This window comes from Bacillus sp. FSL K6-1145, from assembly GCF_038003425.1.
GTDB lineage: Bacteria > Bacillota > Bacilli > Bacillales > Bacillaceae > Bacillus > Bacillus pumilus.
This window is the reverse complement of record NZ_JBBOPC010000001.1, coordinates 1,367,592-1,391,257: the sequence shown is the minus strand read 5'-3', so window position 1 is coordinate 1,391,257 and position 23,666 is coordinate 1,367,592. Positions and strand designations below refer to the sequence as shown.

25 protein-coding genes are annotated in these 23,666 nt (G+C 41.4%); 5 read left to right on the top strand and 20 right to left on the bottom strand.

Annotation, left to right across the window (positions count from 1 at the left end; genetic code table 11):
• Window positions 1–42 precede the first annotated feature (42 nt).
• The 5 genes from ade to MHH41_RS06900 all read right to left on the bottom strand — a co-directional run bounded on the left by ade (window position 43) and on the right by MHH41_RS06900 (window position 5,315).
• Complete coding sequence (gene ade / locus MHH41_RS06920; RefSeq protein WP_106029766.1) at window positions 43–1,773, bottom strand: adenine deaminase; 1,731 nt, start codon at window positions 1,771–1,773, stop codon at window positions 43–45.
• Window positions 1,774–2,036: 263 nt separating this feature from the next.
• A complete protein-coding gene (locus MHH41_RS06915) occupies window positions 2,037–2,705 on the bottom strand; it encodes a potassium channel family protein (protein ID WP_003211815.1) in 669 nt (222 codons plus the stop codon).
• Between the two features lie 37 nt (window positions 2,706–2,742).
• Window positions 2,743–3,579, bottom strand: a complete 837-nt coding sequence (locus MHH41_RS06910) for a gamma-glutamylcyclotransferase (RefSeq protein ID WP_340865993.1) — start codon at window positions 3,577–3,579, stop codon at window positions 2,743–2,745.
• Window positions 3,580–3,583: 4 nt separating this feature from the next.
• Complete coding sequence (locus tag MHH41_RS06905) at window positions 3,584–4,894, bottom strand: ATP-binding protein (protein ID WP_335365015.1); 1,311 nt, start codon at window positions 4,892–4,894, stop codon at window positions 3,584–3,586.
• A gap of 142 nt (window positions 4,895–5,036) precedes the next feature.
• Window positions 5,037–5,315 (bottom strand): AbrB/MazE/SpoVT family DNA-binding domain-containing protein, encoded by a 279-nt coding sequence (locus MHH41_RS06900; protein ID WP_003211634.1) that lies wholly within the window; start codon window positions 5,313–5,315, stop codon window positions 5,037–5,039.
• 276 nt (window positions 5,316–5,591) lie between these two features.
• Here MHH41_RS06900 and mreBH point away from each other — a divergent pair, with 276 nt between their 5' ends.
• The 3 genes from mreBH (at window position 5,592) to MHH41_RS06885 (ending at window position 8,144) form a co-directional block, all read left to right on the top strand.
• Entirely contained in the window at window positions 5,592–6,599 is a 1,008-nt protein-coding gene (gene mreBH / locus MHH41_RS06895; protein WP_003211642.1) for a rod-share determining protein MreBH, read from the top strand.
• A gap of 74 nt (window positions 6,600–6,673) precedes the next feature.
• Window positions 6,674–6,805, top strand: a complete 132-nt coding sequence (locus tag MHH41_RS06890) for a protein YkpC (RefSeq protein WP_003210922.1) — start codon at window positions 6,674–6,676, stop codon at window positions 6,803–6,805.
• Window positions 6,806–6,911: 106 nt separating this feature from the next.
• The gene (locus tag MHH41_RS06885; protein WP_137054688.1) at window positions 6,912–8,144 is read left to right on the top strand and encodes an aminopeptidase; all 1,233 of its coding nucleotides are present in this window, start codon (window positions 6,912–6,914) and stop codon (window positions 8,142–8,144) included.
• A gap of 37 nt (window positions 8,145–8,181) precedes the next feature.
• Here MHH41_RS06885 and MHH41_RS06880 read toward each other — a convergent pair whose 3' ends face one another.
• The gene (locus MHH41_RS06880) at window positions 8,182–9,801 is read right to left on the bottom strand and encodes an ABC-F family ATP-binding cassette domain-containing protein (protein WP_340865992.1); all 1,620 of its coding nucleotides are present in this window, start codon (window positions 9,799–9,801) and stop codon (window positions 8,182–8,184) included.
• A 143-nt stretch (window positions 9,802–9,944) separates the two neighbouring features.
• On the opposite strand from MHH41_RS06880, the gene MHH41_RS06875 reads away from it, so the two are divergent.
• Window positions 9,945–10,220, top strand: coding sequence for a hypothetical protein (locus tag MHH41_RS06875; protein ID WP_034619939.1), 276 nt, complete (start codon window positions 9,945–9,947; stop codon window positions 10,218–10,220).
• 65 nt (window positions 10,221–10,285) lie between these two features.
• Here MHH41_RS06875 and lepB read toward each other — a convergent pair whose 3' ends face one another.
• The 8 genes from lepB to MHH41_RS06835 form a co-directional block, all read right to left on the bottom strand.
• Window positions 10,286–10,858: a signal peptidase I gene (gene lepB, locus MHH41_RS06870; RefSeq protein ID WP_223251366.1), complete on the bottom strand. Its 573-nt coding sequence runs from the start codon at window positions 10,856–10,858 to the stop codon at window positions 10,286–10,288.
• A gap of 210 nt (window positions 10,859–11,068) precedes the next feature.
• Window positions 11,069–12,964, bottom strand: coding sequence for a PTS fructose transporter subunit IIABC (locus tag MHH41_RS06865; protein WP_321999018.1), 1,896 nt, complete (start codon window positions 12,962–12,964; stop codon window positions 11,069–11,071).
• A gap of 13 nt (window positions 12,965–12,977) precedes the next feature.
• Window positions 12,978–13,889: a 1-phosphofructokinase gene (gene pfkB, locus MHH41_RS06860; RefSeq protein WP_340865989.1), complete on the bottom strand. Its 912-nt coding sequence runs from the start codon at window positions 13,887–13,889 to the stop codon at window positions 12,978–12,980.
• Window positions 13,886–14,641 (bottom strand): DeoR/GlpR family DNA-binding transcription regulator, encoded by a 756-nt coding sequence (locus MHH41_RS06855; RefSeq protein ID WP_137054690.1) that lies wholly within the window; start codon window positions 14,639–14,641, stop codon window positions 13,886–13,888. Before MHH41_RS06855 ends, pfkB begins: the two co-directional genes overlap by 4 nt.
• A gap of 321 nt (window positions 14,642–14,962) precedes the next feature.
• Entirely contained in the window at window positions 14,963–16,156 is a 1,194-nt protein-coding gene (locus MHH41_RS06850; protein WP_050945130.1) for an ABC transporter permease, read from the bottom strand.
• Window positions 16,143–16,844 (bottom strand): ABC transporter ATP-binding protein, encoded by a 702-nt coding sequence (locus MHH41_RS06845; protein WP_050945131.1) that lies wholly within the window; start codon window positions 16,842–16,844, stop codon window positions 16,143–16,145. Before MHH41_RS06845 ends, MHH41_RS06850 begins: the two co-directional genes overlap by 14 nt.
• Window positions 16,841–17,947, bottom strand: coding sequence for an efflux RND transporter periplasmic adaptor subunit (locus MHH41_RS06840; RefSeq protein WP_050945132.1), 1,107 nt, complete (start codon window positions 17,945–17,947; stop codon window positions 16,841–16,843). The genes MHH41_RS06845 and MHH41_RS06840 overlap by 4 nt, the downstream gene beginning before the upstream one ends.
• Before the next feature lie 9 nt (window positions 17,948–17,956).
• Window positions 17,957–18,583 carry a YIP1 family protein gene (locus MHH41_RS06835; protein WP_003211611.1) on the bottom strand — a complete coding sequence of 209 codons (627 nt, stop codon included), beginning with the start codon at window positions 18,581–18,583 and terminating at the stop codon, window positions 17,957–17,959.
• A gap of 508 nt (window positions 18,584–19,091) precedes the next feature.
• Here MHH41_RS06835 and MHH41_RS06830 point away from each other — a divergent pair.
• Window positions 19,092–19,469, top strand: coding sequence for a Rok-like winged helix domain-containing protein (locus MHH41_RS06830; RefSeq protein WP_003211488.1), 378 nt, complete (start codon window positions 19,092–19,094; stop codon window positions 19,467–19,469).
• Window positions 19,470–19,515: 46 nt separating this feature from the next.
• Here the strand turns inward: MHH41_RS06830 and moaD are convergent, their stop codons facing one another.
• The 6 genes from moaD to MHH41_RS06800 are packed head-to-tail and all read right to left on the bottom strand — an operon-like array spanning window position 19,516 to window position 23,651.
• Window positions 19,516–19,749, bottom strand: a complete 234-nt coding sequence (moaD, locus tag MHH41_RS06825) for a molybdopterin converting factor subunit 1 (RefSeq protein ID WP_044142043.1) — start codon at window positions 19,747–19,749, stop codon at window positions 19,516–19,518.
• Complete coding sequence (locus MHH41_RS06820) at window positions 19,742–20,233, bottom strand: molybdenum cofactor biosynthesis protein MoaE (RefSeq protein ID WP_050945133.1); 492 nt, start codon at window positions 20,231–20,233, stop codon at window positions 19,742–19,744. The genes moaD and MHH41_RS06820 overlap by 8 nt, the downstream gene beginning before the upstream one ends.
• Entirely contained in the window at window positions 20,230–20,754 is a 525-nt protein-coding gene (gene mobB, locus MHH41_RS06815; protein WP_003211651.1) for a molybdopterin-guanine dinucleotide biosynthesis protein B, read from the bottom strand. Before mobB ends, MHH41_RS06820 begins: the two co-directional genes overlap by 4 nt.
• Window positions 20,736–22,013 carry a molybdopterin molybdotransferase MoeA gene (locus MHH41_RS06810; protein WP_050945134.1) on the bottom strand — a complete coding sequence of 426 codons (1,278 nt, stop codon included), beginning with the start codon at window positions 22,011–22,013 and terminating at the stop codon, window positions 20,736–20,738. The genes mobB and MHH41_RS06810 overlap by 19 nt, the downstream gene beginning before the upstream one ends.
• Window positions 22,014–22,022: 9 nt before the next feature.
• The gene (locus MHH41_RS06805) at window positions 22,023–23,039 is read right to left on the bottom strand and encodes a thiazole biosynthesis adenylyltransferase ThiF (protein WP_050945135.1); all 1,017 of its coding nucleotides are present in this window, start codon (window positions 23,037–23,039) and stop codon (window positions 22,023–22,025) included.
• Window positions 23,040–23,069: 30 nt separating this feature from the next.
• On the bottom strand, window positions 23,070–23,651 hold the full coding sequence (locus MHH41_RS06800; protein ID WP_050945136.1) for a molybdenum cofactor guanylyltransferase: 582 nt from the start codon (window positions 23,649–23,651) through the stop codon (window positions 23,070–23,072).
• Window positions 23,652–23,666: the final 15 nt, after the last annotated feature.

Genomic DNA, 23,666 nt, shown 5'->3' with positions numbered 1-23,666 from the left:
TATTGAAAAAAGCCGCATATATAACATGCGGTTTCTCACTTTTTATGATTGAATTGGGAGGTGCTGAAAGTTTCTGACATCAAACAAGCCCTTTGTCGTCATTTTCACATCAGGAATGACTGGAAGTGCCAAGAAGGACAGCGTCAAAAACGGATTAAAGTCTAAGGTAAAACCTGTTTCTTTAAGCGCTTCATGAAGTGTATGAAGGCTTTCATTGACGAGATGTGCCGGCTGATCTGACAATAAACCAGAGATCGGTAATGGCAGCGTATGAAGAGAACGCCCTTCTTTAACAACAGTCAAACCGCCGCCTGCTTCTTTTAACGCCTCAATCGCTTTGATGATATCAGCATCATTTGTGCCAACTGCAATTAAGTTATGTGAATCATGTGCAACCGTTGTTGCAATCGCGCCCTGTTTGATGCCGAAGCCGCTGACAATCCCTACGCCCATTTCAGATAAACCTTGATGACGTTCAACAAGCACCATTTTCAATACATCTCTGCCTGTATCACTTGTAAATTGTCCGTTCATTTCTGAAGGAGAGACTTGTTCTAACTTTGTTTCAAGCTGATTCGGAATAATACGGATCACATTCATATGTTGATCGCCCGTGATAGGTAGTGCAATGTCTTCCTCTTGAACATCTACTGCATGAACAGATTGTAATAATGCTGGGCTTGGTGCGATCTTTTCGACACTCGGCTTGTACTCTCCGTTCTGTGCAACCAATTCACCTGCGATAAATACGCTTGTAATGTCTACATGATGAAAGTCCGAGACAAGCATAAAATCAGCATCATAGCCTGGTGCAATGGCTCCCTTTGTTTTAAGACCAAAACACTCTGCGGCATTTAAGCTTCCCATTTGATAGGCTAAAAATGGATCTAAGCCTTCTTTTATGGACATCCGTACTTGCTCATCAATACTTCCCTGTGCCATTAAATCATCCAAATGTTTATCATCTGTGCAAAAGAAAAAGCGTCTCGCATTCTTTTCATTGACAGCGGGTAAAACATTTTTCACGTTTTTGGCAACAGATCCTTCTCTCAGCATCACATACATGCCCCTTTTCACACGCTCAAGGGCTTCCTGTGCAGTTGTCACCTCATGGTCTGTTTGGATATTGGCCGTCCGGTAGACGTTGATTAAACGATCTGTTAAGCCTGCTAAATGGCCATCAATCAGTTTATTCTCGTTTTGGGCATCAAGCAGCTTTTGAAGCATATCTTCTTCTGCCTGCTCCACACCGACATAGTCCATCACCTCAGCAAGACCAAGTACTTCCTTTTCTTGATAAAGAGGCTTTAAATCTTTGGCTATTAATGTAGCACCTGATCGTTCAAAACTGACTGCCGGTACACAGGATGGCAGCATGAAATAAATATGTAAGGCAGCTTTTCTCGCTTCTTCCAGCATAAATTGGATGCCTGTTATACCTGACACATTGGCGATTTCATGCGGATCTGTTACGACAGTTGTCACACCGCGCGGAACGACAGCTTTGGAGAATTCAGCAGGGGTAACCATTGAAGACTCGATATGAACGTGGCCATCAATAAAACCAGGCACAAGCATTTGACCTGCTGCATCAAGCTCCTGTTCTCCCTCGTACTCCCCTATCCCGACTATTTGTCCATTTTCAACAGCGACATCAGCGTCTATCCATTCCTGGTTAAACACATCCATGACTTTCGCATGTTTAATCACGAGGGCTGCTTTTTTTCTCTTTGCTGCTACCTCAATTTGATGTCTGAAAAGCTCCTTATCCAACGACACTGCCTCCTCCAAATAAACAATATAATGTTTCTTATCGTAAACGAATCTGTTTGTCCAGTCAATGACATTTAGAGAAAATCAACCATATCAAAACACTGATTTTTATTTCTGAATAGTGATAATTGCACGAAAAATAAGATGATTCATTTTTGCGGTTATACATGAACAAAGCAACCCTTTTCAGTGTCAATTTCCGTCTCAATGTCCACCTGTCATGAACACATTCATGTAAAAAAAACACCCCGTCATCGGAGTGCTTAATAATCGTTTTGCATTTCTCGTTTTTCAAAGCGTCCTATATCGGCTACTGCCCCAATGACAATGAGGATATCTTCTTTTTGAATCATTTCATCTGCCAGCGGGGAAACAATGACTTCTTTTCCGCGCTTAATGGCCACAATGTTGATGCCGTATTTTGCCCGTATATCAAGATCTAAAAGAGAATGTCCCGCCAGCCTGCTGTTTGCCACAATCTCAATCAGGCTGTACTCATCTGACAGCTCGAGGTAATCAAGCACGTTATTTGAAATGATTTTATGTGCAATCCGTCTGCCCATATCTCGCTCTGGATGAACGATGCGATCCGCTCCAATTTTGTTGAGCACCTTTTCATGGTAGTCATTTTGCGCTTTCACGGTGACCATTTTGACGCCAAGCTCTTTCAGCATAATCGTTGTTAAAATACTTGCCTGAATATTTTCACCGATTGCAACGATGACATGATCAAAATTGCGAATACCAAGATTTTTTAAAACGTTTTCGTCCGTCGAATCACCAATGACCGCATGTGAGGCAATTTTCGCGTACTCGTTTACTCGATCTTCATTCATATCCATCGCCATGACTTCAAGTCCTTCTTCGCTCAGCGCCTTGCAAATACTTCCGCCAAAGCGTCCAAGACCAATGACTGCATATTCCTTTTTCATGTTCAGACTCCTTTTATCTCACTTACCATGCATTTTACTACGGTTTGATTAATGAATCCATATGGGAACGAATTTTTTTGCGGAACGCTTCACTTAAGTAAAGGTCTGCTCCTTTTTCGATTTCACTGCGATAATGAGCTGGCGGAGCGATTTCTTCGCTCTTTTGAAGCACAAGAAAGGTTAAACAGTCCTCATAAATTTGATCACCTATTTTGACATCGACAAAAGCTGGACGATATGTGCCTTCATATACTCCCTCTCGTTTATACAAATAACGAATGGCATCAAAAGGAACTTCATATAATACACCCTCTGTTTCGCCGCCGTCTTCTACCATATCAGCTCTTGATCCATCTGGCCTCACCAATGTAAATCTCGTAGTAAAACCGTTTAGTACACCACCGCCGATGATTTGTCTGAAGTGATGATCGACTTCTGCGAGCTTAAATCTAGCATCATCCATACAGGAGCCATAGGCAAAATAATAAAAGGATGATGGCTTCTCATGCCACAGTTTATAAGCTTTCCAGCACCCTCTCTTTATTTCTTTCAGTGCTGATGCCTTCTGCTCTGGCAAAATGTATGTCATGGCTGCTACCTGACCTTGATCCGTCATGACATTGATTTCCTGCTTGTCATACCCTTCCTCTAGTGCGTCTATCTTATTCAACGTGTCAGCGGTTACCTCGTACAATTCCCCGTATACAGTGCCTTTTTCTGCGGAAACACACGCTGGATATCCTTGACCTGTATCGTAGATTCTTCCATTCATCCAAGCAGATTTAGCTATTAGTCTGCTTGGATGAATGTACGCTTCGTGGTGCTCTTCATGCTGCAAAAGCGTCCCATATACAAATAAAGCTTTCATCGTCATGACTTCACGTCCTCTCAACTTGCTGCTGTCTGCTTTTTTGACACACAGGCAAATAAATATGAAAAGCTGTGCCTTTTCCAAGCTCACTAGACACGTCCATTCTTCCGTGATGATCTTTTAAAATTGTCGCACAGATGGTCAGACCAAGCCCTGTCCCTTCTTTTTTCGTGGAAAAGAAAGGGTCATATATTTTTTGAATATCTTCTTCAGACATCCCTTTTCCTTCATCTTGAATGGTAATCTTCCATTCATTCAATACTTTTTCTGTAGATATGTATATGCTGCCACCTTCTGGCATTGCCTCAATCGCATTTTTGATTAAATTAATGAACAGCTGCTTCATTTGGTTAGCGTCTGCTAGGATTGCACCGGCATCCTGCCTTTTAAATGGCTGCTTGAGATCAATATTTGAAAGAACGGCATTTGTTTTTAATAAAGTAATCACTTGTTCTAGAAGCTCATGAAGCTGAACTTCTTGAAAATGGACCGCTTGAGGCTTAGCCAATACAAGCAGCTCACTTAAAACAAAATCAATCCGTTTAATTTCAGAGAAGATAATGTCAAAATAATCGGTTCTTTCAGGATATTGTGTCTTCATCAGCTGTAAAAAACCATTTACTGATGTCAGTGGATTTCTGACTTCATGGGCGATTCCAGCGGCTATTTGTCCAGCGACGGCCAGCTTTTGCGCCTGCATTTGCAATTGCTGATTGGATCTTTCAAGCTCAAGCTTTGCCTGCTTTTGTTTTGTAATATCAGCTACTGTTCCAATTCCTCCGGTAAACTGGTGATGCTCATCAAAATAGAGCTTGTAATGAACGTCTCCCCATACCTTCTTTCCCTCTTTATGGAGAAGCTGCAGTTCTACCCGCCCCGCATCTTTATGCTCCTTGATCACAGATAACAAATGCTGCACCACGCGTTCCTCTTGATCAAAGTACTGATTGTACATGGTGCCTAGACATTCATCAATGTCATAGCCTGTCATTTGTGTCCATGCTTGATTTAAAAAAATAATTTCACCTTTTTCGTTTGTTTCAAAGACGATTTCTTGCAAGTTATCTGTGATTCGATTCAGCCGCTCTGTCAGTTCGTGTGCTTCTTTCTCTCTCGTATTTAAGTCTGACACAAATAGATTTAAGCGGTCTACATAGCCTGAGACAACCCAGATCCCTGTTAGAACAAGGACTGTAAAGGCTAGATCGAGCGGCCAATTAATTTGATAGCCGCCTAGATAATAAAAGAAATCCCAGCTTAATATTAAAATAAATGCAAGAACAGATAACACGATCCGCACTTGATATGTTTTGTTCAAATGATTCCACCTGCCGCCCTGAGATTCTTTGTCAATTGTACCATTTTCCACTTATTTTTTGAGGGAGATGGGGCATTTTTAAGGAACTTTTTCAGAAAAAAAGCCTGTTCTCCGCACAAAGGAAGAGAGCAGGCTTTTTTCATTACTGCTGAAGAGCTTCTTGCAGCTCTTTTAAGAGTAGTTCTGCGCCTTCAGCGCTTAATGTAATTTGACCATTTCCATAATCATGGTTCTCTGATGTAATCTCACCAGTCATGAGGCAAACACCCTCTGGCTTGTATTTTTTCAAGACGATTTTCTCCCCATCTATAAAAAATTCCATACTGTCTTTAATGGCAATATCAAGTGCTCTTCTTAATTCGATTGGCATCACAATACGCCCTAGTTCGTCTACTTTTCTTACGACTCCGATAGATTTCAATTTCGTTCCCTCTTTCTTTCATTAGCTCAAGATCAATCTGTTTTTCACCAATTGATATATCGTAGACGTAAGAGATTCTCAAAAGGTTTCTCCTCTATAAAAATTTTTTTCATAAAAGAAAAAACAAAGGGAAAATTTATTGTGATTGTCAAAATGATACTTGAATTTTACAAGTTCATTTCAAGGTCATCACAAACCCCCACAAATGACCTCAACCCTCTGAACTTTTAAATGTAAAATTGTTTAAAACAGCAAAAATAGAGATTGGGTGAAAACATGTTTCAAAATGCCGAAATTGGAATTGATTTAGGAACAGCTAACATATTGGTTTATAGTAAAAATAAGGGAATTATTTTAAATGAACCGTCCGTCGTGGCAGTCGATACAGAAACAAAAACTGTACTTGCCGTCGGAACAGAAGCAAAAGAAATGATTGGGAAAACACCTGGGAAAATTGTGGCGATCCGTCCGATGAAAGACGGTGTCATCGCTGATTATGATATGACAACAGATTTACTCAAACAAATCATGAAAAAAGCAGGAAAAAATATCGGGTTTACCTTCAGAAAACCAACGGTCGTCGTATGTACACCTTCTGGTTCAACAGCTGTTGAGCGTCGTGCCATCAGTGATGCTGTGAAAAACTGCGGAGCAAAGCACGTGCATTTAATAGAAGAACCTGTTGCAGCCGCAATCGGCGCTGATCTCCCAGTAGATGAGCCTGTTGCAAACGTCGTAGTTGATATTGGCGGAGGAACAACGGAAGTTGCCATCATTTCGTTTGGCGGCGTTGTCTCTTGTCATTCCATTCGAATTGGCGGAGATCAGCTGGATGAAGATATCATTACGTTTGTCCGAAAGAAATATAACCTATTAATCGGCGAGCGGACAGCTGAGCAAGTTAAAATGGAAATTGGTTATTGTCTCATTGAGCATGAGCCTGAATCATTAGAAGTACGTGGACGTGATCTGGTGACAGGTCTTCCAAAAACGATCACACTTGAATCTCATGAAATTCAAGGTGCCATGCGAGAGTCACTTCTTCATATTTTAGAGGCGATTCGTGCCACACTAGAGGACAGCCCTCCAGAGCTTAGTGGTGACATCGTAGACCGCGGCGTGATCTTAACCGGCGGTGGCGCTTTGTTAAACGGGATTCAAGAATGGCTCTCACAGGAGATTGTCGTTCCAGTTCATATTGCAGCAAATCCACTTGAATCTGTCGCAATCGGAACAGGCCGTTCACTAGAAGTCATTCATAAATTGCAAAAAACATTAAAATAATCTTCTTGTTCTACTTCTTTTTTTATCATTTCGATCATATCGTGAGGAATGGATAAACGTGAAGGAGGAAGAACATGTTGCTTGATTTAGGTAAACGGGTCGTTGTCACAGTCATTTTAACGGGTATTATATTAGGAGGAATGAGCCTGTCGTTTTCACATATGCCCCCTTCTAATGCACAGCCTGTGAAACAACTGAACCGCTAAAAAAGCCGCATGAAAGCGGCTTTTTTATTTTGGCCTTTCGCGTGCTCCCCATTTTCCTTTTCGGTCTTAAATCTGATATGATGAACATGACTAAAGGAGGGTTTTTATGAGTACATTTGAAAAACAATTAGATCAATATGCGAAGACCATCGTTGAAGTCGGTGTGAATGTTCAAAAAGAACAAGAAGTCGTCGTATCTGCATCTACTGAATCTGCAGACCTTGTTCGTCTTGTCGCAAAACATGCGTATGAGCACGGGGCGAAAAACGTACATATCCGCTGGAGTGATGGTGTTCTTGCTCGTTTAAAGTATGAACATGCACCGCAGGATGTGTTTGAGCAATTCCCAGAATGGGAAGCACAGATGATGGAAACCATCGCAAAACGCGGCGGCGCTTTTATCACGATCTTGTCAGAAAGCCCTGACCTTCTGCGAGGCATTGATTCGAAAAAAATCGCTGCACAGCAAAAAGCCGCTGGATCCGCCCTTCATACATATCGCCAATACGTTCAATCAGACAAAGTGGCTTGGACGGTCGTAGGCGCTGCATCAAAAGATTGGGCGAAAAAGATTTTCCCTGACGAGACAGATGAAGAAGCTGTCGCTTTATTATGGGATCAAATCTTTAAAGTCGCTCGCGCTGATCAAGCAGATCCTGTGGAGGCTTGGAAAAAGCACGATGAGTTGCTAAATGAAAAGGTCAAAATCCTAAATGAGCGCCACTACCACAAGCTTCATTATGATGCTCCTGGCACTGATTTAACGATTGAGCTCCCTGAGCAGCACATTTGGGTAGGTGCCGGCAGCGTGAGTGAGCGCGGCGTCTCTTTCATGGCCAACATGCCAACAGAAGAAGTCTTTACCGTACCTAAAAAAGATGGTGTAAATGGGACTGTCTCAAGCACAAAACCGCTCAGCTATGCAGGAAATATCATTGATGAGTTTACTTTAACATTTGAAAATGGCCGAATTGTCGATGTGAAAGCGAAGGAAGGCGAAGACATTTTAACTTCGCTCGTTGAAACAGATGAAGGCTCTCATTATCTAGGTGAGGTTGCTCTCGTACCAGATGATTCACCAATCTCAAACTCGAACATTCTCTATTACAATACCCTTTATGATGAGAACGCATCAAACCACCTTGCCATCGGCAGCGGATATGCGTTCAATATCGAAGGCGGAAAAGAGATGAATCGTGAAGAATTGGATGCAGCTGGTGTAAACAACAGTATCACACACGTCGATTTCATGATTGGTTCAAAGGAAATGAATATTGACGGTATTACAAAAGACGGAAAACGTGAACCGATCTTCCGTAATGGAAACTGGGCGATTTAACCAAAAAAGACATCCACTTGTGGATGTCTTTTCTTATTTACGCATAAAGCTCAACGAGCCTCTTTTGAATCTCTTGATCTGATAAGAACTCATCATATGTTGTTTGTTTATCGACGATGCCATTTGGCGTCACTTCGATAATACGGTTTGCCACTGTTTCAACAAACTGATGGTCATGAGATGAGAAGAGCATAGCTCCTTTAAAGCTCATTAAACCGTTATTCAGCGCCGTAATGGACTCTAGGTCTAAGTGGTTCGTCGGCTCATCTAGAAGCAGTACATTCGCTCCTGACAGCATCATTTTCGATAACATACAACGAACCTTTTCTCCTCCTGATAAGACGCTTGCTTTTTTCTTAACTTCTTCCCCAGAGAAAAGCATACGTCCTAAGAATCCGCGTAAGAAGCTTTCGCTTTGATCATTAGGAGAATACTGGCGAAGCCAATCCACTAGATCGACATCGTTTCCTTCAAAGTATTCACTATTGTCTTTCGGGAAAAAGGCTTGAGATGTTGTGACGCCCCATTTATATGTCCCGCTGTCTGGCTCCATCTCACCAGCAAGAATTTTAAATAAAGTAGACACAGCAAGCTCATTACGGCTTAGGAACGCAATTTTATCCTCGCGATTCATAATAAAGTTGACGTTATCAAGTACTTTCACACCGTCGATTGTTTTCGATAGACCTTCTACTTGAAGAACATCATTCCCGATTTCGCGCTCTGGCGCAAAATGGACATACGGATATTTACGTGAAGATGGCTTAATATCGTCTAAAGAGATTTTATCAAGCAATTTCTTTCTTGACGTCGCTTGCTTCGATTTAGAAGCATTCGCGCTGAAACGGGCAACGAACTCTTGAAGCTGCTTAATTTGCTCTTCTTTTTTCTTATTTGCATCTTGGCTGAGTTTCAGCGCTAGCTGGCTGGACTCATACCAGAAATCATAGTTTCCGACATATACTTGAATTTTTCCGAAGTCTAGGTCCGCAATATGTGTACACACTTTATTTAAGAAGTGACGGTCATGCGAAACGACGATGACGGTGTTTTCAAAATTAATAAGGAACTCTTCCAGCCACTGGATGGCTTGTAAGTCCAAGTGGTTCGTTGGCTCATCCAGAAGAAGGACGTCAGGCTTACCAAATAAAGCTTGGGCTAGTAGTACTTTAACCTTTTCAGAACCACCAAGCTCAGACATTTTCTTCGATTGAAGGCTCTCTGGAATGCCAAGACCTTTTAGTAAGATCGCAGCTTCACTTTCTGCTTCCCAGCCGTTTAACTCAGCGAACTCACCTTCAAGCTCTGCTGCACGAATCCCGTCTTCATCTGAGAAATCAGGTTTCATATAGATCGCATCTTTCTCCTGCATCACATCATATAAACGTTTGTGACCCATCATGACGACTTTTAATACTTCAAATTCTTCGTATTCAAAGTGGTTCTGTTTTAAGATCGCTAAACGCTCACCAGGGCTCATATGAACATCGCCCGTCTGAGCCTCAATTTCACCTGAAAGAATCTTTAGAAACGTTGATTTACCAGCTCCATTGGCACCAATTAAACCGTAGCAGTTGCCAGGAGTGAATTTAATATTTACTTCTTCAAATAGTTTACGATCAGCAAAACGCAAACTAACATTATTTACTGCAATCATTTATTAATCCTCCATCACTCATTCATCATTATGAAGTATAACATGAATAACGTTTGATAGAAACGTCTCTCACTAAGAACGAAGGCAAATTGTCCAATATGGTATAATAAGTGGGAATGATTTATTGAAGGAGTTCGTGCGATTTGAGATTACTTACACTGATGGAATACTGTTTATTGATTTTCTTTATGGGTATTTATTTATCTGCAACAGGCTTTAATGCGAGGGATTTTGGCCTTTATATTGGGCTTGTGCTTATTTACACACTGGTACACATCTTTTCGAAACGCTTTTTACAAAAGCGAGGGAAAGAAAATCATAAGATCGGATTGTTTCGGTCCGTTTTAGCCATTACTGGGTCTGTCTTCGCTTCTGTGTTGGCCATTGTGCTCATTGTTACAGTGCTCACGCCAAATTAAAAACGACCCTTCTTTTAAGGGTCGCCCGTTCAAGCACTTTTCTCACGCACCTGAGAAGGGTGCTTTTATTTTGTTTGCCGAATGTCGCCAAATGGGAAGAAAACAAATTCTGATGTCCCGACAACCCGATCCTTTTGAATGAGTCCAAGTCCATTTCTGCTGTCCATGGAGTTGAGTCTGTTGTCCCCCATCACAAAGTAATCGTTTTTCGGTACTTTCACTGGACCAAAATCCCCTGTCAAATGCACTTCATACTCTTTCGCATGTGCCTTGTTCTCTTTTAAATAAGGCTCATCTACTTTTTTACCATTAATGTAAAGCGTATCATCCTTCATTTCAATCGTGTCTCCCGGAAGACCGATCAATCGTTTTACATAATGAATTTTCTGGCCATCTTTTCCATTAATAATCACGATGTCACCTCGTTTGACACCACCTAGATAGTTAATGGTTTTGTTGACAAACAGCTTTTCTCCATCATGAAGGGTCGGTTCCATCGACTCTCCTTCCACCACATACGGCTCAAATATAAACGTACGGATGAGCAAGACGAGCGCAAGTGCAATTAAAATGGCTTTGATCCATTCAAACAGTGAACTTTTCTTCTCTGTTTTGGCTTGCTTTGCATCAGATTGAATATCATTTTCGTTTTGTTTGTTTTCTTCGTTCAAAATACTGCTTCCTCCTAAGACTTTCTGCTAAAAGACTTGAAACGTGAATTGAATAACTTTACTTTATCACATGTCATTTAAAAATTCACAAGACAACCATTCAATTAGATATTTTTTCCTAATTTGTTCATAATTAAACAAAAGAAGCACCGCTGTTCACGATGCTTCTCTTCTACTTTACGCTTCTAGTTTCACTGGTTTTTTCAAAATACCAAGTAAAATCGCTGTTACAACGGCACCGATTAAGATGCTGATGATATAAAGTATCGGATGATTTGTTACCCAGAAAACGAATAGTCCGCCGTGCGGTGCAGGAAGCGTGACTCTAAAGAATTCCGTTAATCCGCCAGCCACAGCTGCTCCAATGACAGCTGAAGGAATCACGCGTAGAGGATCAGCCGCTGCAAACGGGATCGCCCCTTCAGTGATGAAGGCAGCTCCCATGAAGTAGCATGTAATCCCTGCTTCTCGGTCACGTTTTGAGAATTTATTTCTAAAAATTGTTGTAGCAAGTGCAATACCTAATGGTGGTACCATTCCGCCTGCCATAATGGCAGCGTGTGGTGCATAGTTTCCAGCAGCAATCATCGCAAGACCAAATGTGTAAGCCGCTTTGTTAATTGGCCCACCCATATCAATCGCCATCATACCTGCCAAAATAATGCCCATTAAGACAAGGTTTCCAGTACCTAAAGTTTCAAGCCAATGAGTTAATCCGTCCATCACCATTTTTACTGGTGTGTTCACAACGTAATGCATAATGATACCTGTGAAGAAAATACCGAACAATGGATAGAGCAGAACCGGTTTAATTCCGTCGAGTGACTGCGGTACGAATGTGAATACTTTTTTAAGTAACACAACGACATAACCAGCAAGGAAACCGGCAATGAGTCCGCCTAAGAATCCAGCACCTGCTGCCGATGCCATAAATCCACCGACCATACCTGGCGCAAAACCTGGACGATCTGCAATACTCATCGCAATAAATCCGGCTAATACAGCCACGATTAAGGCAAGTGCATTATCTCCACCAATTCCTTTTAAAACAGCTGCAAATGAATTAAATGAAGGGTCATTAGGGTCAGCCGATTTAATACCCCAGAAGAATGAAATTGCAACAAGGATACCGCCTCCGACAACAAATGGAAGCATGTTGCTTACACCGCTCATTAAGTGCTTGTAAAAACCACTTCTCCCTTTGCCAGATGACTCATGTTCGTCTTTTGAAGAACTGCTGCCAGAGCCTTTATAGATCGGCGCATCTTGATTGACTGCTTTTTCAATCAATTCCTGCGGACGACGGATTCCTGCTGTCACAGGTACTTCAATGACATGTTTGCCTTTAAAGCGTTCCATTTCAACTTGCTTGTCCGCTGCCACAATGATGGCTGGTGCTTCTTCGATTTCTTTTGCGGTAAGAGCGTGTTTAATACCGCCAGAGCCGTTTGTTTCAACTTTAATGTCAACGCCCATTTCTTTCGCTTTTTCTTTCAAAGCATCTGCTGCCATAAATGTATGTGCAATACCTGTTGGGCAAGCTGTTACTGCTAAAATCTTAGCTGGTTTACCTGATGCAGCCGGCTCCTCTTGAACTTCCTCTTCTTCTTCATCGTCGTCCTTATCATGCGTATTGATGATATCGATGATTTCATCTTCAGTAGCCGCTTCAAGAAGCTGCTTTCTGATTTCTTCACGCATCAGAAGTGTTGATAAACGAGAAAGTGCTTCTAAGTGCGTGTTGTTTGCGCCTTCAGTTGCTGCAATCATAAAGACAAGATGACTCGGCTGCGCATCCAGTGATTCATAATCTACACCAGCTACCGAGCGGCCAAATGCAATGGCAGGCTCTTTGACACTTGCTGTTTTAGCGTGAGGGATAGCAATTCCTTCACCAATACCAGTAGAGCTCTGTTTTTCACGGTTAATCACTGCTTCTTTGTAGCCCTCTTTATCATTTAACTTGCCTGCTGTATCTAAAACAGTGACTAATTCTTCAATGACTGCTTCTTTCTGCTGGCTGTCTAATTGAAGCTTAATGGTCTGCTTTGTGAGTAGTTCTGTTATTTTCATGGTGACTCCTCCTTTAAATGCGTGTGACTTTTACTTGTGGTAATAGTGTGTCAACAAGCTCTTTTGTCCCAAGCTCTTCAGAAAATGCTGTAGCACTGCCTGATGTGACGCCAAGCTTAAATGATTCTTCAATCGAAAGGCCTTTCGAAACGCCGGCTAAAAATCCTGCAACGACTGAATCCCCTGCACCAACCGAATTAACAAGCGTACCCTTTGGAACATTTGACTGATAAATCCCTTCCTTACTGAATAAGAGAGCGCCATCTCCAGCCATGGATACGATGACATGTTCAGCACCTTGTTCTAACAGCTTCTTTCCATAAGGAATGGCTTCTTCCGCAGTAGATATGCTCGTCTCAAACATTTCACCTAGTTCATGATGATTTGGTTTCATTAAGAACGGTTTCAAGCCTGCTGCTTTTTTTAGGGCTTCCCCGGAAATATCAAGGACCACTCTAACGCCTTGCTTTTCGCACACCTCAGCAATACGTTCATATGTGTTATGAGGCAATGAAGAAGGAATACTGCCAGCTAACACAACGACATCTCCTTCAATCAATGAAGTAAATTGAGACAAAAACGACTCAAATTGTGCTTCAATAATGGATGGGCCGAGTCCGTTGATTTCGGTTTCTTCACCTGTTTTTAGTTTCACATTAATTCGTGTATCTTCTGACACCTCATGAAAGGCTGTTTGTAATTGTTCGTTTTGTAAAAAGTCTTGAATATATTTGCCTGTAAATCCACCAATGAATCCAAGTGCTTTTGATTCAACACCGTGACGTTTTAAAAGCCTTGAGACATTGATCCCTTTTCCGCCCGGATATTTTTTGTCATAGGTTGAACGATTCAAACCGCCGACTGCGAAATCCTCCACGTGTACGATGTAATCAACTGATGGGTTTAAAGTAACTGTATAAATCATGTTTTCACTACCTTTATAACCGTTTTTTCATGGTAATTATCGAATGAATCCTCTTTTGCGTCGTTTGTGATAATGGTGGCTTCCTGTAAACTAGCAAAGGTTGAAAACGATATTTCGCCAAATTTAGAGGCATCTGTTAAGATATAGGTTTTTTTCGCCTGCTTCATGGCCCTTTTTTTCATGAGCGCTTCTTCTGGATCAGGTGTTGTAAACCCCGCCTCGGGATGAATGCCGTTCGTCCCAACAAAGCTTTTGTCAAAACGGTAATTATCCATCGCCGTTAAGGCTGCGGCTCCGACCATGGCTCCTGTTCGATGTTTCACTGATCCGCCTATCAGGTAAAAAGAAATGCCTTTTCTCATGAGTGCTTCAATGTGCATAACACCATTTGTCACAACAACAATATCTTGATCTGGATCGATATATTCAATCATTTGCTGTGTGGTCGTACCAGCGTCTAAATAAATACAATCGCCTTGTTTTAAAAGTGAAGCAGCTGCCTCTGCAACCAATGACTTTTCTTGAAGGTTTTTGGCAGATTTCTCAAATACATCTGGTTCAAGACGGATACTTGATATCTTGGCTGCTCCCCCATGAACTCTTTTAAGAAATCCTTTTTCTTCAAGGGCTGATAAATCTCTTCTAATAGTAGATTCAGACGCATCCGTCATAATCGTTAAGTCCTGTATTTTGATGACATCATTTTCTTCTAAACAGTCGATAATGAGTTGATGTCTTTCCGGTGTTAACATGAAAACACCCCCTTTTGAAAACGTATTCATTTTGCGCGCACCTTTATTGTAATCGCTTTTTTCAACATTATCAATACAAAACAATCAAATACATTCAATAACTATCAAAATCTTTCACCATGGTCATCTTACCTTTATATGTACCATTTGTAAACTGAAAAATATGTGACATTAAGATGAAAGTCATGATCTTAGCATTTCTATCATTTTTCATTTCATTCAATAGAACTAAAAAAAGCTTTTATGCGATGTGCATAAAAGCTTTTGATGTTTGATTACAGCGGAATTCACACTGTTTGTATGTCTTTGTTCTTCTCAGAATTATTCATATCTAAGAGAATCAATCGGATCTAGTCTTGCTGCTTTATTCGCAGGAATTAACCCAAAAACAATCCCAATAAGCATACTAAACAGCACACCTACACAAATGATTTGCCAAGATACTAAGGACGGCCAGCCGGCAATGAGTGATACTAACGAGGCACCGCCTATACCTAGTGCAATCCCCATCAACCCGCCGATCAAGGTTAAGACGACAGACTCAATTAAAAATTGAACGAGTATTTGAGCCCTCGTTGCTCCAATCGCTTTTCGAATACCGATTTCCCTTGTCCTCTCTGTCACAGAAACAAGCATGATATTCATCACACCGATACCGCCGACAAGTAAAGAAATTCCAGCTATTGACCCAATGATTGTTGTCATAACAGACGTGATTTGACCGATGCCCTCTGCAATTTCTTCCATGTTGATCATTTCATAAGCATCTTCTGTATGATGATTCTCATTTAATAATGCAGCCGCATTCTTTCCTACTTCCTTCATTTGATCAGCATGTGCGACTTGAATTGACAACTTATCGTATTCATTGATCCCAAATGTGGAGGTGAGCATTGCAAATGGGACATATATTTCATTCATATCGAATGAGAGCATTCCTGTTTGTTTGGCTAAAACACCGATGACTTCAACCGGCTGTCCGTTCATCCAAATCATTTCGCCCAATGCCTTCTGTCCATTAAATAATTCTTTTTGTAAGCCTTCAGAGATGAGGGCGGCTCTTCTGCCGCTTCTAAAGTCAATATCTCTTAAATTCTGCCCTTCTGCTATTTGTAATGAATGTACATTTGTATACCCTTCATTTATACCGTTAACTGTCGCATCCACTGTCGTATCTTGAAATCTCAGCTGCATTCCTTGCGCAGTCGAAGAGGCAACCTGATTCACCCCATTGATTGTCTTAATGCTTTTTATGTCTTCCTCAGTAAATGTGGCGTCGAATAAAGCGTTGGGATTTGCATTTAACTCTTCGTCAGAAGGCGTATATGTCATATCAACGGTATTGTTTGGACCTGAAATCGACCCTTTTAGCATTTGCTCGCCGCCTTGACCGATAGCCACGACCGCAATGACTGATCCAACACCAATAATAATCCCAAGCATCGTTAAAATAGAACGTAATTTATGAGCTAAAACAGAATTCATCGCTATTTTGATATTTTCAAAGAGTTTCATTCATAGCGTCCCCTTGTGTCAATCTATCTTCAACGAGTCGTCCATCTCTTACAACGACCGTCCGATTTGTATACGCAGCTATTTCTTCTTCATGGGTGACAAGTACAATCGTTGTCCCTTCCTCATTCAGCTTAGTAAACTGTTCCATGATTGAGAAGCTTGTTTTTGAGTCAAGAGCGCCTGTCGGTTCATCTGCTAAGATAAGTTGCGGCTTATTGACAATTGCACGGGCTATTGCCACTCTTTGCTTTTGCCCTCCCGACAATTCACTTGGCATATGTTTCATTCGGTCTGTCAAACCAACCTTTTCAAGTGCCATCTCTGCACGTTCTTTTCTTTCCTTTTGACTGATACCAGCGTAAATCATCGGAAGCTCAACATTACGCCTCGCATTTAACCTCGGCAGCAGGTGAAATTGCTGAAAGACAAATCCAATGAATTGATTTCGAATCACTGCGAGGTCTTGATCCTTTGCTGCTGACAGCTCTCTTCCTTGAAAATGATATTGTCCTGTAGTTGGCCGGTCTAAACAGCCAATGATATTCATTAACGTCGATTTTCCAGAGCCGGACGGGCCCATAATAGACATATACTCGCCTTTTTCTATAACAAGATCGACCTCACTTAATACATCAAATGATTCCTCGGCAACCTCATAGCTTTTTGTCACGTTTGAAAGCTGAATCATTCAGCATTCACTTCCATTCCGTCATACATGTCATCTGATGGATGAGAAATGATTTGATCCTCTGCTATGACACCTTTTGTCACTTCAAGATCATGACCTGACGTTTCCCCTAGCTCTACTTTTACTTTTTTAAGTACATTCTTTTTGACAACATAAACGTATTGTCCATCATCCTCTTTTTTTACAGCTGATTCAGGAATCGTTAGGGCTTGACGCTTATCTGTTTCAATTTCCATGATCATTTTAAAACCAGGTTTTGCTTCAGGTTTTTTTCCTTTTATTTCGATTTCAACTGGATATTGCACCGTTTGATCACCTGCAGTTGTTTCGGATGCTGCCTGAGCAGGTACAACCCCCACTTTTTTCACGACCCCTTGCCAGCTCTTTCCGCGAATAACATCAGACGTTATCTTTACTTTTTGTTTCTTTTTCACTTTTATGGCGTCATATTCAGAAATCAATCCTCTTACAATCATTTTTTTCTCATTGCCAATATGAATGATCGCCTGTCTCTCTTCTGGCTTTCCTGCCCCTTCTTCTTGCTCAATGGAAATGACTGTACCGGCAATTTTACTATGTACGATTAAATCTTCTATTTGTGCTTTTACTTTTTCTTGGCTGATCTCTGCTTGTTTTTGTTCTAATTCAGCCGCTTTCAGCTCTAGTTCAAGCTGGTCTCGCTCGGTTTTAGGATTGGCAGCGGAGTCGCCTCCTTGTTTTTTATCTAATTCGCTCAATCTATTTTGTAATTGTTCGCGTTTTAACGTACTGGATTCAGCCGCAAGAGCTTGCTGCTCTTCTTCAAGTTCCAGCTCTCTATTTTCATATGTAAGAAGCGGCGTTCCAGGCTTTACCTTTTCTCCTTCTTTCACAGAAATCCCCTTCAAATGTCCCTTTTCCTCTTCTGCATAAATGAACTGCTCTTCAGAGAATGAAAGTGTCCCTGGCGTCATGACCGTAGTGGTGATTTCTTTTTGCGTAGGTTTTACTGTTTTAATAGCTGCTGTCGAAGCAGGCTTTGATTGATTTTTCGCAATGTTAAAGCCAATAAATAGACCGATAACAATAATAAAAATGGATCCGATGATGATTTTCTTTCTCATAAAGACATTCTACCCCCAGCTTACTGATATGGTGATTGCAGTTCCTACATATTGAAAAATGATAGATAAGAGATAAAAGACTCCTATAATGGTCCAAGCGATTCTTGGCGATATATGGCCTACTTTCATCAATAAAAAGCCTGTTAAAACAAGGTTCCAGATCACAAATAGATCAATATTGGCAAGCACAGCATGCCATGGACCAGACGTTTGAATGAGTGCATTTAATGAGGTGATTGTGATGTTTTTTGGCACATGGAACAGAATGATGGACAGATGAGAAATAATCGTACCAACGATCGTAACTGGTGTAATAAACAGGACCGCTGAAAACAGCTGCTGAAACGATGCATCACCCTTTGCTAAAAAAACGATGAACTTATATATTGCAGCATTAACCACAAGCCCGAGAAGTAGACCAATTAGCGTCACCACATAAACGACCGATACCGGCAAGCTTAAATCTGCCCACATTCCTTCATTCACCAGCTCTGACAAATAAGTCACAATCACTGTTAAAAAAAGTACGCAGGATAAAGGCCACCAAACCACCGGATTTTCCCATACTCTTTTCAGGTGCTCCGAAGGCCTTGTGCTCACTCCAATGATCGTAGGCTTTTGCATATTTTCTTTCATCAAATGTCATCCTCTCTATGTCATGCAAGTATGCAAACGCACATGCTCTCTCTTATTCTTTCTATTTTATCAAAAGATTGCCAATAAGTGATGGGTGATTTGATTTTCTTATTTTCATTGAGGGAAAAATTATCTATTATCATGAATGAAATCCTCCAAATGACACCATGACTAGATCATATTCATATCAAGAAATAAAGGTTTTTCTGACCTAAAAACATTTTATCAAAAAAACCCATGTCTTTCGGAATAAATATCCTTTTCCTTTGAATTCGGTTGGTTTTTGTGAGACACAACAATTTTTTGTTAAAATAATCCTAGTAATTTCAACAAATCCCGGCTTTATAGGACTATGATTGGTTTCTTTTATAGAACAAATGAGCCTTTAGTAACAATACTTTCATATTAAAAAATTAAAAATATCATGATTTTACTTGATCAAAAGTTATTTTTTCATATAATGTAAAATAGAGGTAGGTTAAATGATAGTGGAAATGGAGTCAAGTGAATGTTAAGAGAAAAATTGAAAACGCAATTGATTTTACTTTATGAAAAGGAACAAGAAGCATGGCAATACTTTCGAAAGGAAAGAGAACTGATTTATCATGAGCTCAAATTACTTGATATGAAAGAAAGCAGACCCTCTAATGACAAAATATACTACGCTGCTAGATGTGTAGATATTATTAAAGAGAAAAAGGGAAGCATTGTGAGCACAAAAGAATTAAAAGAACAGCTTCAAGCCCAGACAGATTTCAACGTGAGACGAATTAGTGAATTGTATGATCTGATTCAGCAGCTCGATCCTCACATTTCTAAAGCACGAAGGGGATGTTTTATTTACGAAGATCACACCCAAATACCTCTACAATCTTTTCACACATAAAAAATTGGTTACAGCCGCTGGCCATAACCAAATCCTCTAATATCTATTATCCACCGCTTACAGGAGGAATGAATGCAACAGTGTCCCCGCTACGCACTTCAGCGTTTCCCCTCGTATATCGTTCGTTGACTGCAACCATCACATTTTGTGCAGCATCAACACCATATACCTCCTGTAATTCTAATTTAATCTCATCAACAGTTGTTTGATCTTTTTGAATGATGATTTGTTGTTTACCGGCCTTCTCAGCAAGGCCGGCGAACAATAATACACTAATCAAGCTGATCACCTTCTTTCTTTGCAAGTTGAAGCTCGCTAGGTTTCCCCTCTGGATATGAAACTGTTTCAAGCTGATCACCTATCCAGGCTTCCCCGTCTTCCCAATATTCTTTTTTCCAAATCGGAACGATTTCCTTAATTCGCTCAATGGCATATTCGTTCGCTTCGTATGCAGCCTTCCTATGAGGAGATGAAACGGCTATCGCAACAGCAATATCCGTTATATCAAGTGTCCCGACCCTGTGCACAATGGCAGCTTCAGTATCAGGCCACCGATTTTTGATTTCTTGTCCAATTTGACTTAGCATACTTTCAGCCATTGGTATGTAAGCTTCGTAAGTTAAGCGCAGCGTTTTCTTACCGTTTGTCCACTCTCTGACCGTCCCGATAAACGTCGTAATGGCCCCTGCCTTCCGCCTTGTCACATGCTGAATCAATTCATTCACATCAATCGGCACTTTTGTTATTTTAAAAAGTTCACTCAAATAGAGCCACCTCCCTTCAATAAGTTATAACAAAATGTATTCGCATCCTTTTCAAAGGCTGAAAACACTGGAAAAGAGTAATTTTTGGCTAACTGAAACTCTTGAGAAAAATAAATAGCTGCTTGTATATTGGAAAGTGTTGAAAGATCAATGAGCTCCTCTTCATTCTTCACACAAACGATTTTGCGGTATGGTGCCTGTTTATACCCTTCTATCAAGACCGCGTCTAATGGAAGATACTGACACATGTTGAGCAATTGCTTTAACGTGATGTGCTGCATTGAAAAGTGAAATTCACCCTCTCCTTCTACGCCAGCGGCAAATGCACCTGCCCCGACATATCGATCGGTGTCTTTTTCTTTCAAAAGACGATCTGGTTTACCGCCATGTCCATGGTGTTTAAAACAGCCTAGCTTCAGCTCATCAAGTACAGCCAGCTGACAGAGCTTTTCAATCAACGACGTCTTTCCGCTGTTTTGATAACCGACCACCTGTAATATACTTAATGTGTCATCCAGCATGGGGAACCCTCGCCTTCGTGCTGAAACAGCAGAACATGCACCTGATCACCAGCCTTAAAACCTCTTGTTCCACCTGGCAGCACGATGAAACAGTTCGCCTCTGCTATTGAGGTCACGGCACTTGATTTATCGAGACCTGTTGGGGTCACACTGAGCTGACTGCCCGTGAACTCAAGTGCCGCTCTGACAAATCGAGTAAACGGATTGGCTTTTGGGAAATCGTGTGTCAGCTTCGCCTCAGCAAAATCGGGTAACGGCTGTTTCTTGAAAGACCATTTATAGACCATCGGTTTCACAAATAATTCAAAGCCAACAAAACAGGCAGCAGGATTTCCTGACAGGCCAAACAGCAGTTGACCATTTGGCATTGCAGCAACCGTCGTTACACTGCCGGGTCTCATGGCCACTTTATTAAATAGCACCTGAGCTCCCAGCTTTTCATAAATTGCGGGGAGAAAGTCAAAATCACCTACTGAAACTCCGCCTGTTGTAATTAAGAAGTCTACCTTGCTTAAGGCTGCTTTGACTGCATGATAGCTTTTGTCAAAATCATCGGACACACCGCCTAAATCAAGCGGCTCTCCCCCAACCTTAAGGATCTGGGCATAAACCATGCTAAGGTTACTGTTTCTAATCTTCCCGTCCACCATCGCATCACTCACTTGAAGAAGCTCTGTACCTGTTGAGATGATGCCGATCACTGGCTTTTTGACAACTGGAACTACCGCATATCCGAATGTCGCCAATAAGGCCGTAACGCCCGGAGTTACTTTGGTTCCTTTTTTGAGCATCACATTCCCTTCAAGTACCTCTTCTCCTTGACGAGAAATATTGTCCCCTTTTTTCAGCGGTCTTTTAAGTGACATGTATGATTTCCCATCTTTTTCAAAGGTTTTAGTCAGCTCAAGCATGATGACGACATTTGCTCCATTCGGGATTTTTGCTCCTGTCATGATACGAATGGCTTGAAAGGGACCGATGGTTTTTGCTGAGACCACTCCTGCCCCAATATGATCAATGACCTCAAATTCAACCGGATGCTCGCTTGACGCTTCTTTTGTATCTTCTGCCCGAAGTGCAAAACCATCATACGGGGACCGATCAAATGCAGGCACATCATGATCTGCCAAAATATCTTCTGCAATGAACCTTTCAAGGCTATTTCTTAAAGGCACCCATTCTGCTTCTCCATGCTTTTCATATTGATGGACTTTTTGAATGGCTTCTTGTACTGGAATTGGCTGACGTCTTTCCATCACACTTCACTCCTATATCCCTAGCAGTTTTGCTAGTAATGAATTGGCTGCTTTTTCATCATTTGTCCCATGGATTAATGCACGTCCACCTTTGAAAAAGACGATACGATAAGATTCATAGCGGACATGGATTAAGAAGTCATTCACTTCTACCTCACAAATGGATGACAGCCGCTCTTTCACATGCTGAAATGATAGATTAGCTAGATCCTTAGATACAACTTGGACTGTATCCCGCCCGCAAAGAATCGTCGTTTTTTTACGCTGATCGTGTAAATAAGGATAGGTTCTATCTTTGCCGCAAGATGGACAGTCCTTCTGCTTAGTAAGAGACAAATCCATTTTAAACGATGTCGCCTGCCAAAGATCAAATGTGACAAATTTCCGTTCGATTTGATCTTCATGTCCTGTTAAATACTTTAGCGCCTCTGTTTGCTGATAAGCAGAAACCATCTGAACTGCTGGAGAAATAATCCCCGCTGTATCACACGTCAAACCGCCAACAGGCAGTTCTGTAAAGACACACGATAAACACGGCGTTTTATCTGGTAAAATGGTCATATACATCCCCTGGCTGCTCACACAAGCACCATATATCCACGGCGTCTTCGTTTTCTGAGATAAATCATTCATGACCATTCTCGTCTCAAAATTATCCGTCGCATCAATGACAATATTTGCGCTGTGAAATAACGGTCTTAACAGCTCAACCCCTGCATCTTCAATCAGGGCGTGTATGGTCACTTCATGATTGATCTCTAGGAGACGTTTTTTTGCCGCAGCTGCTTTTGGCACATGTGCCTTTGCGTCATGTTCTGTATACAGCTGCTGCCGCTGTAAATTTGAAAATTCTACATAATCACGATCAACAATCGTCAACGTGCCGATCCCAGACCGGACAAGCCCTTCCGCAGAGGCCGTTCCAAGTGCACCCGCTCCAACAATTAGAACATGACTGTCAGCAAGCGCACGCTGACCCTTTTCCCCAACCGGAGGGAACAAGATTTGTCTTGAATATCGATCATTCAATGCTGTTCTCTCCTCACCATTTTTTATGTATCATATCATACCGTTTTCAGGTAAATCGCTTCTTTTATTGATATTTCGGAATTCATTTGGTGTTACGTTCAGTTCCTCTTCTGAGACGATACGCACCTTAAGCCTTTGAAGTAACTCTTTGATGGCTAATTGATTCTCTTTTAAACACGCATCAATGGACGGCAGACAGCGGCGATGATAAAGTGCAAATAAAGGCTGTAATCTGCCCTGAACAAGCGGGATGATTGCATCTACGTGCTCGCCACAATAGGACGATAATGCTTCGGCGGTCTCTCTCCGCACGAAAGGCATGTCACATGCCGTCACTAAATACCATGCTGCTTCTTGCTTTTGCATCGCTGTATACATGCCGGCAAGCGGCCCGCATCCGAGCACCTGTTCATCATCCAACCACACATCTCGTTCACCTCTTTCTTTAAAAAAGGTCAGAAGTGATGGATGGCTGATGATGACCATCTGTCCTTTCAAAAGCTGCTTTTTCACATGCTCATATAGTGGTTTTCCTTGATACATATAACTTGCCTTTGGCTCTCCAAAACGTCTGGATGCTCCTCCAGCTAAAATGACATTGACTATGTCCATCCACTCACCCTCCTT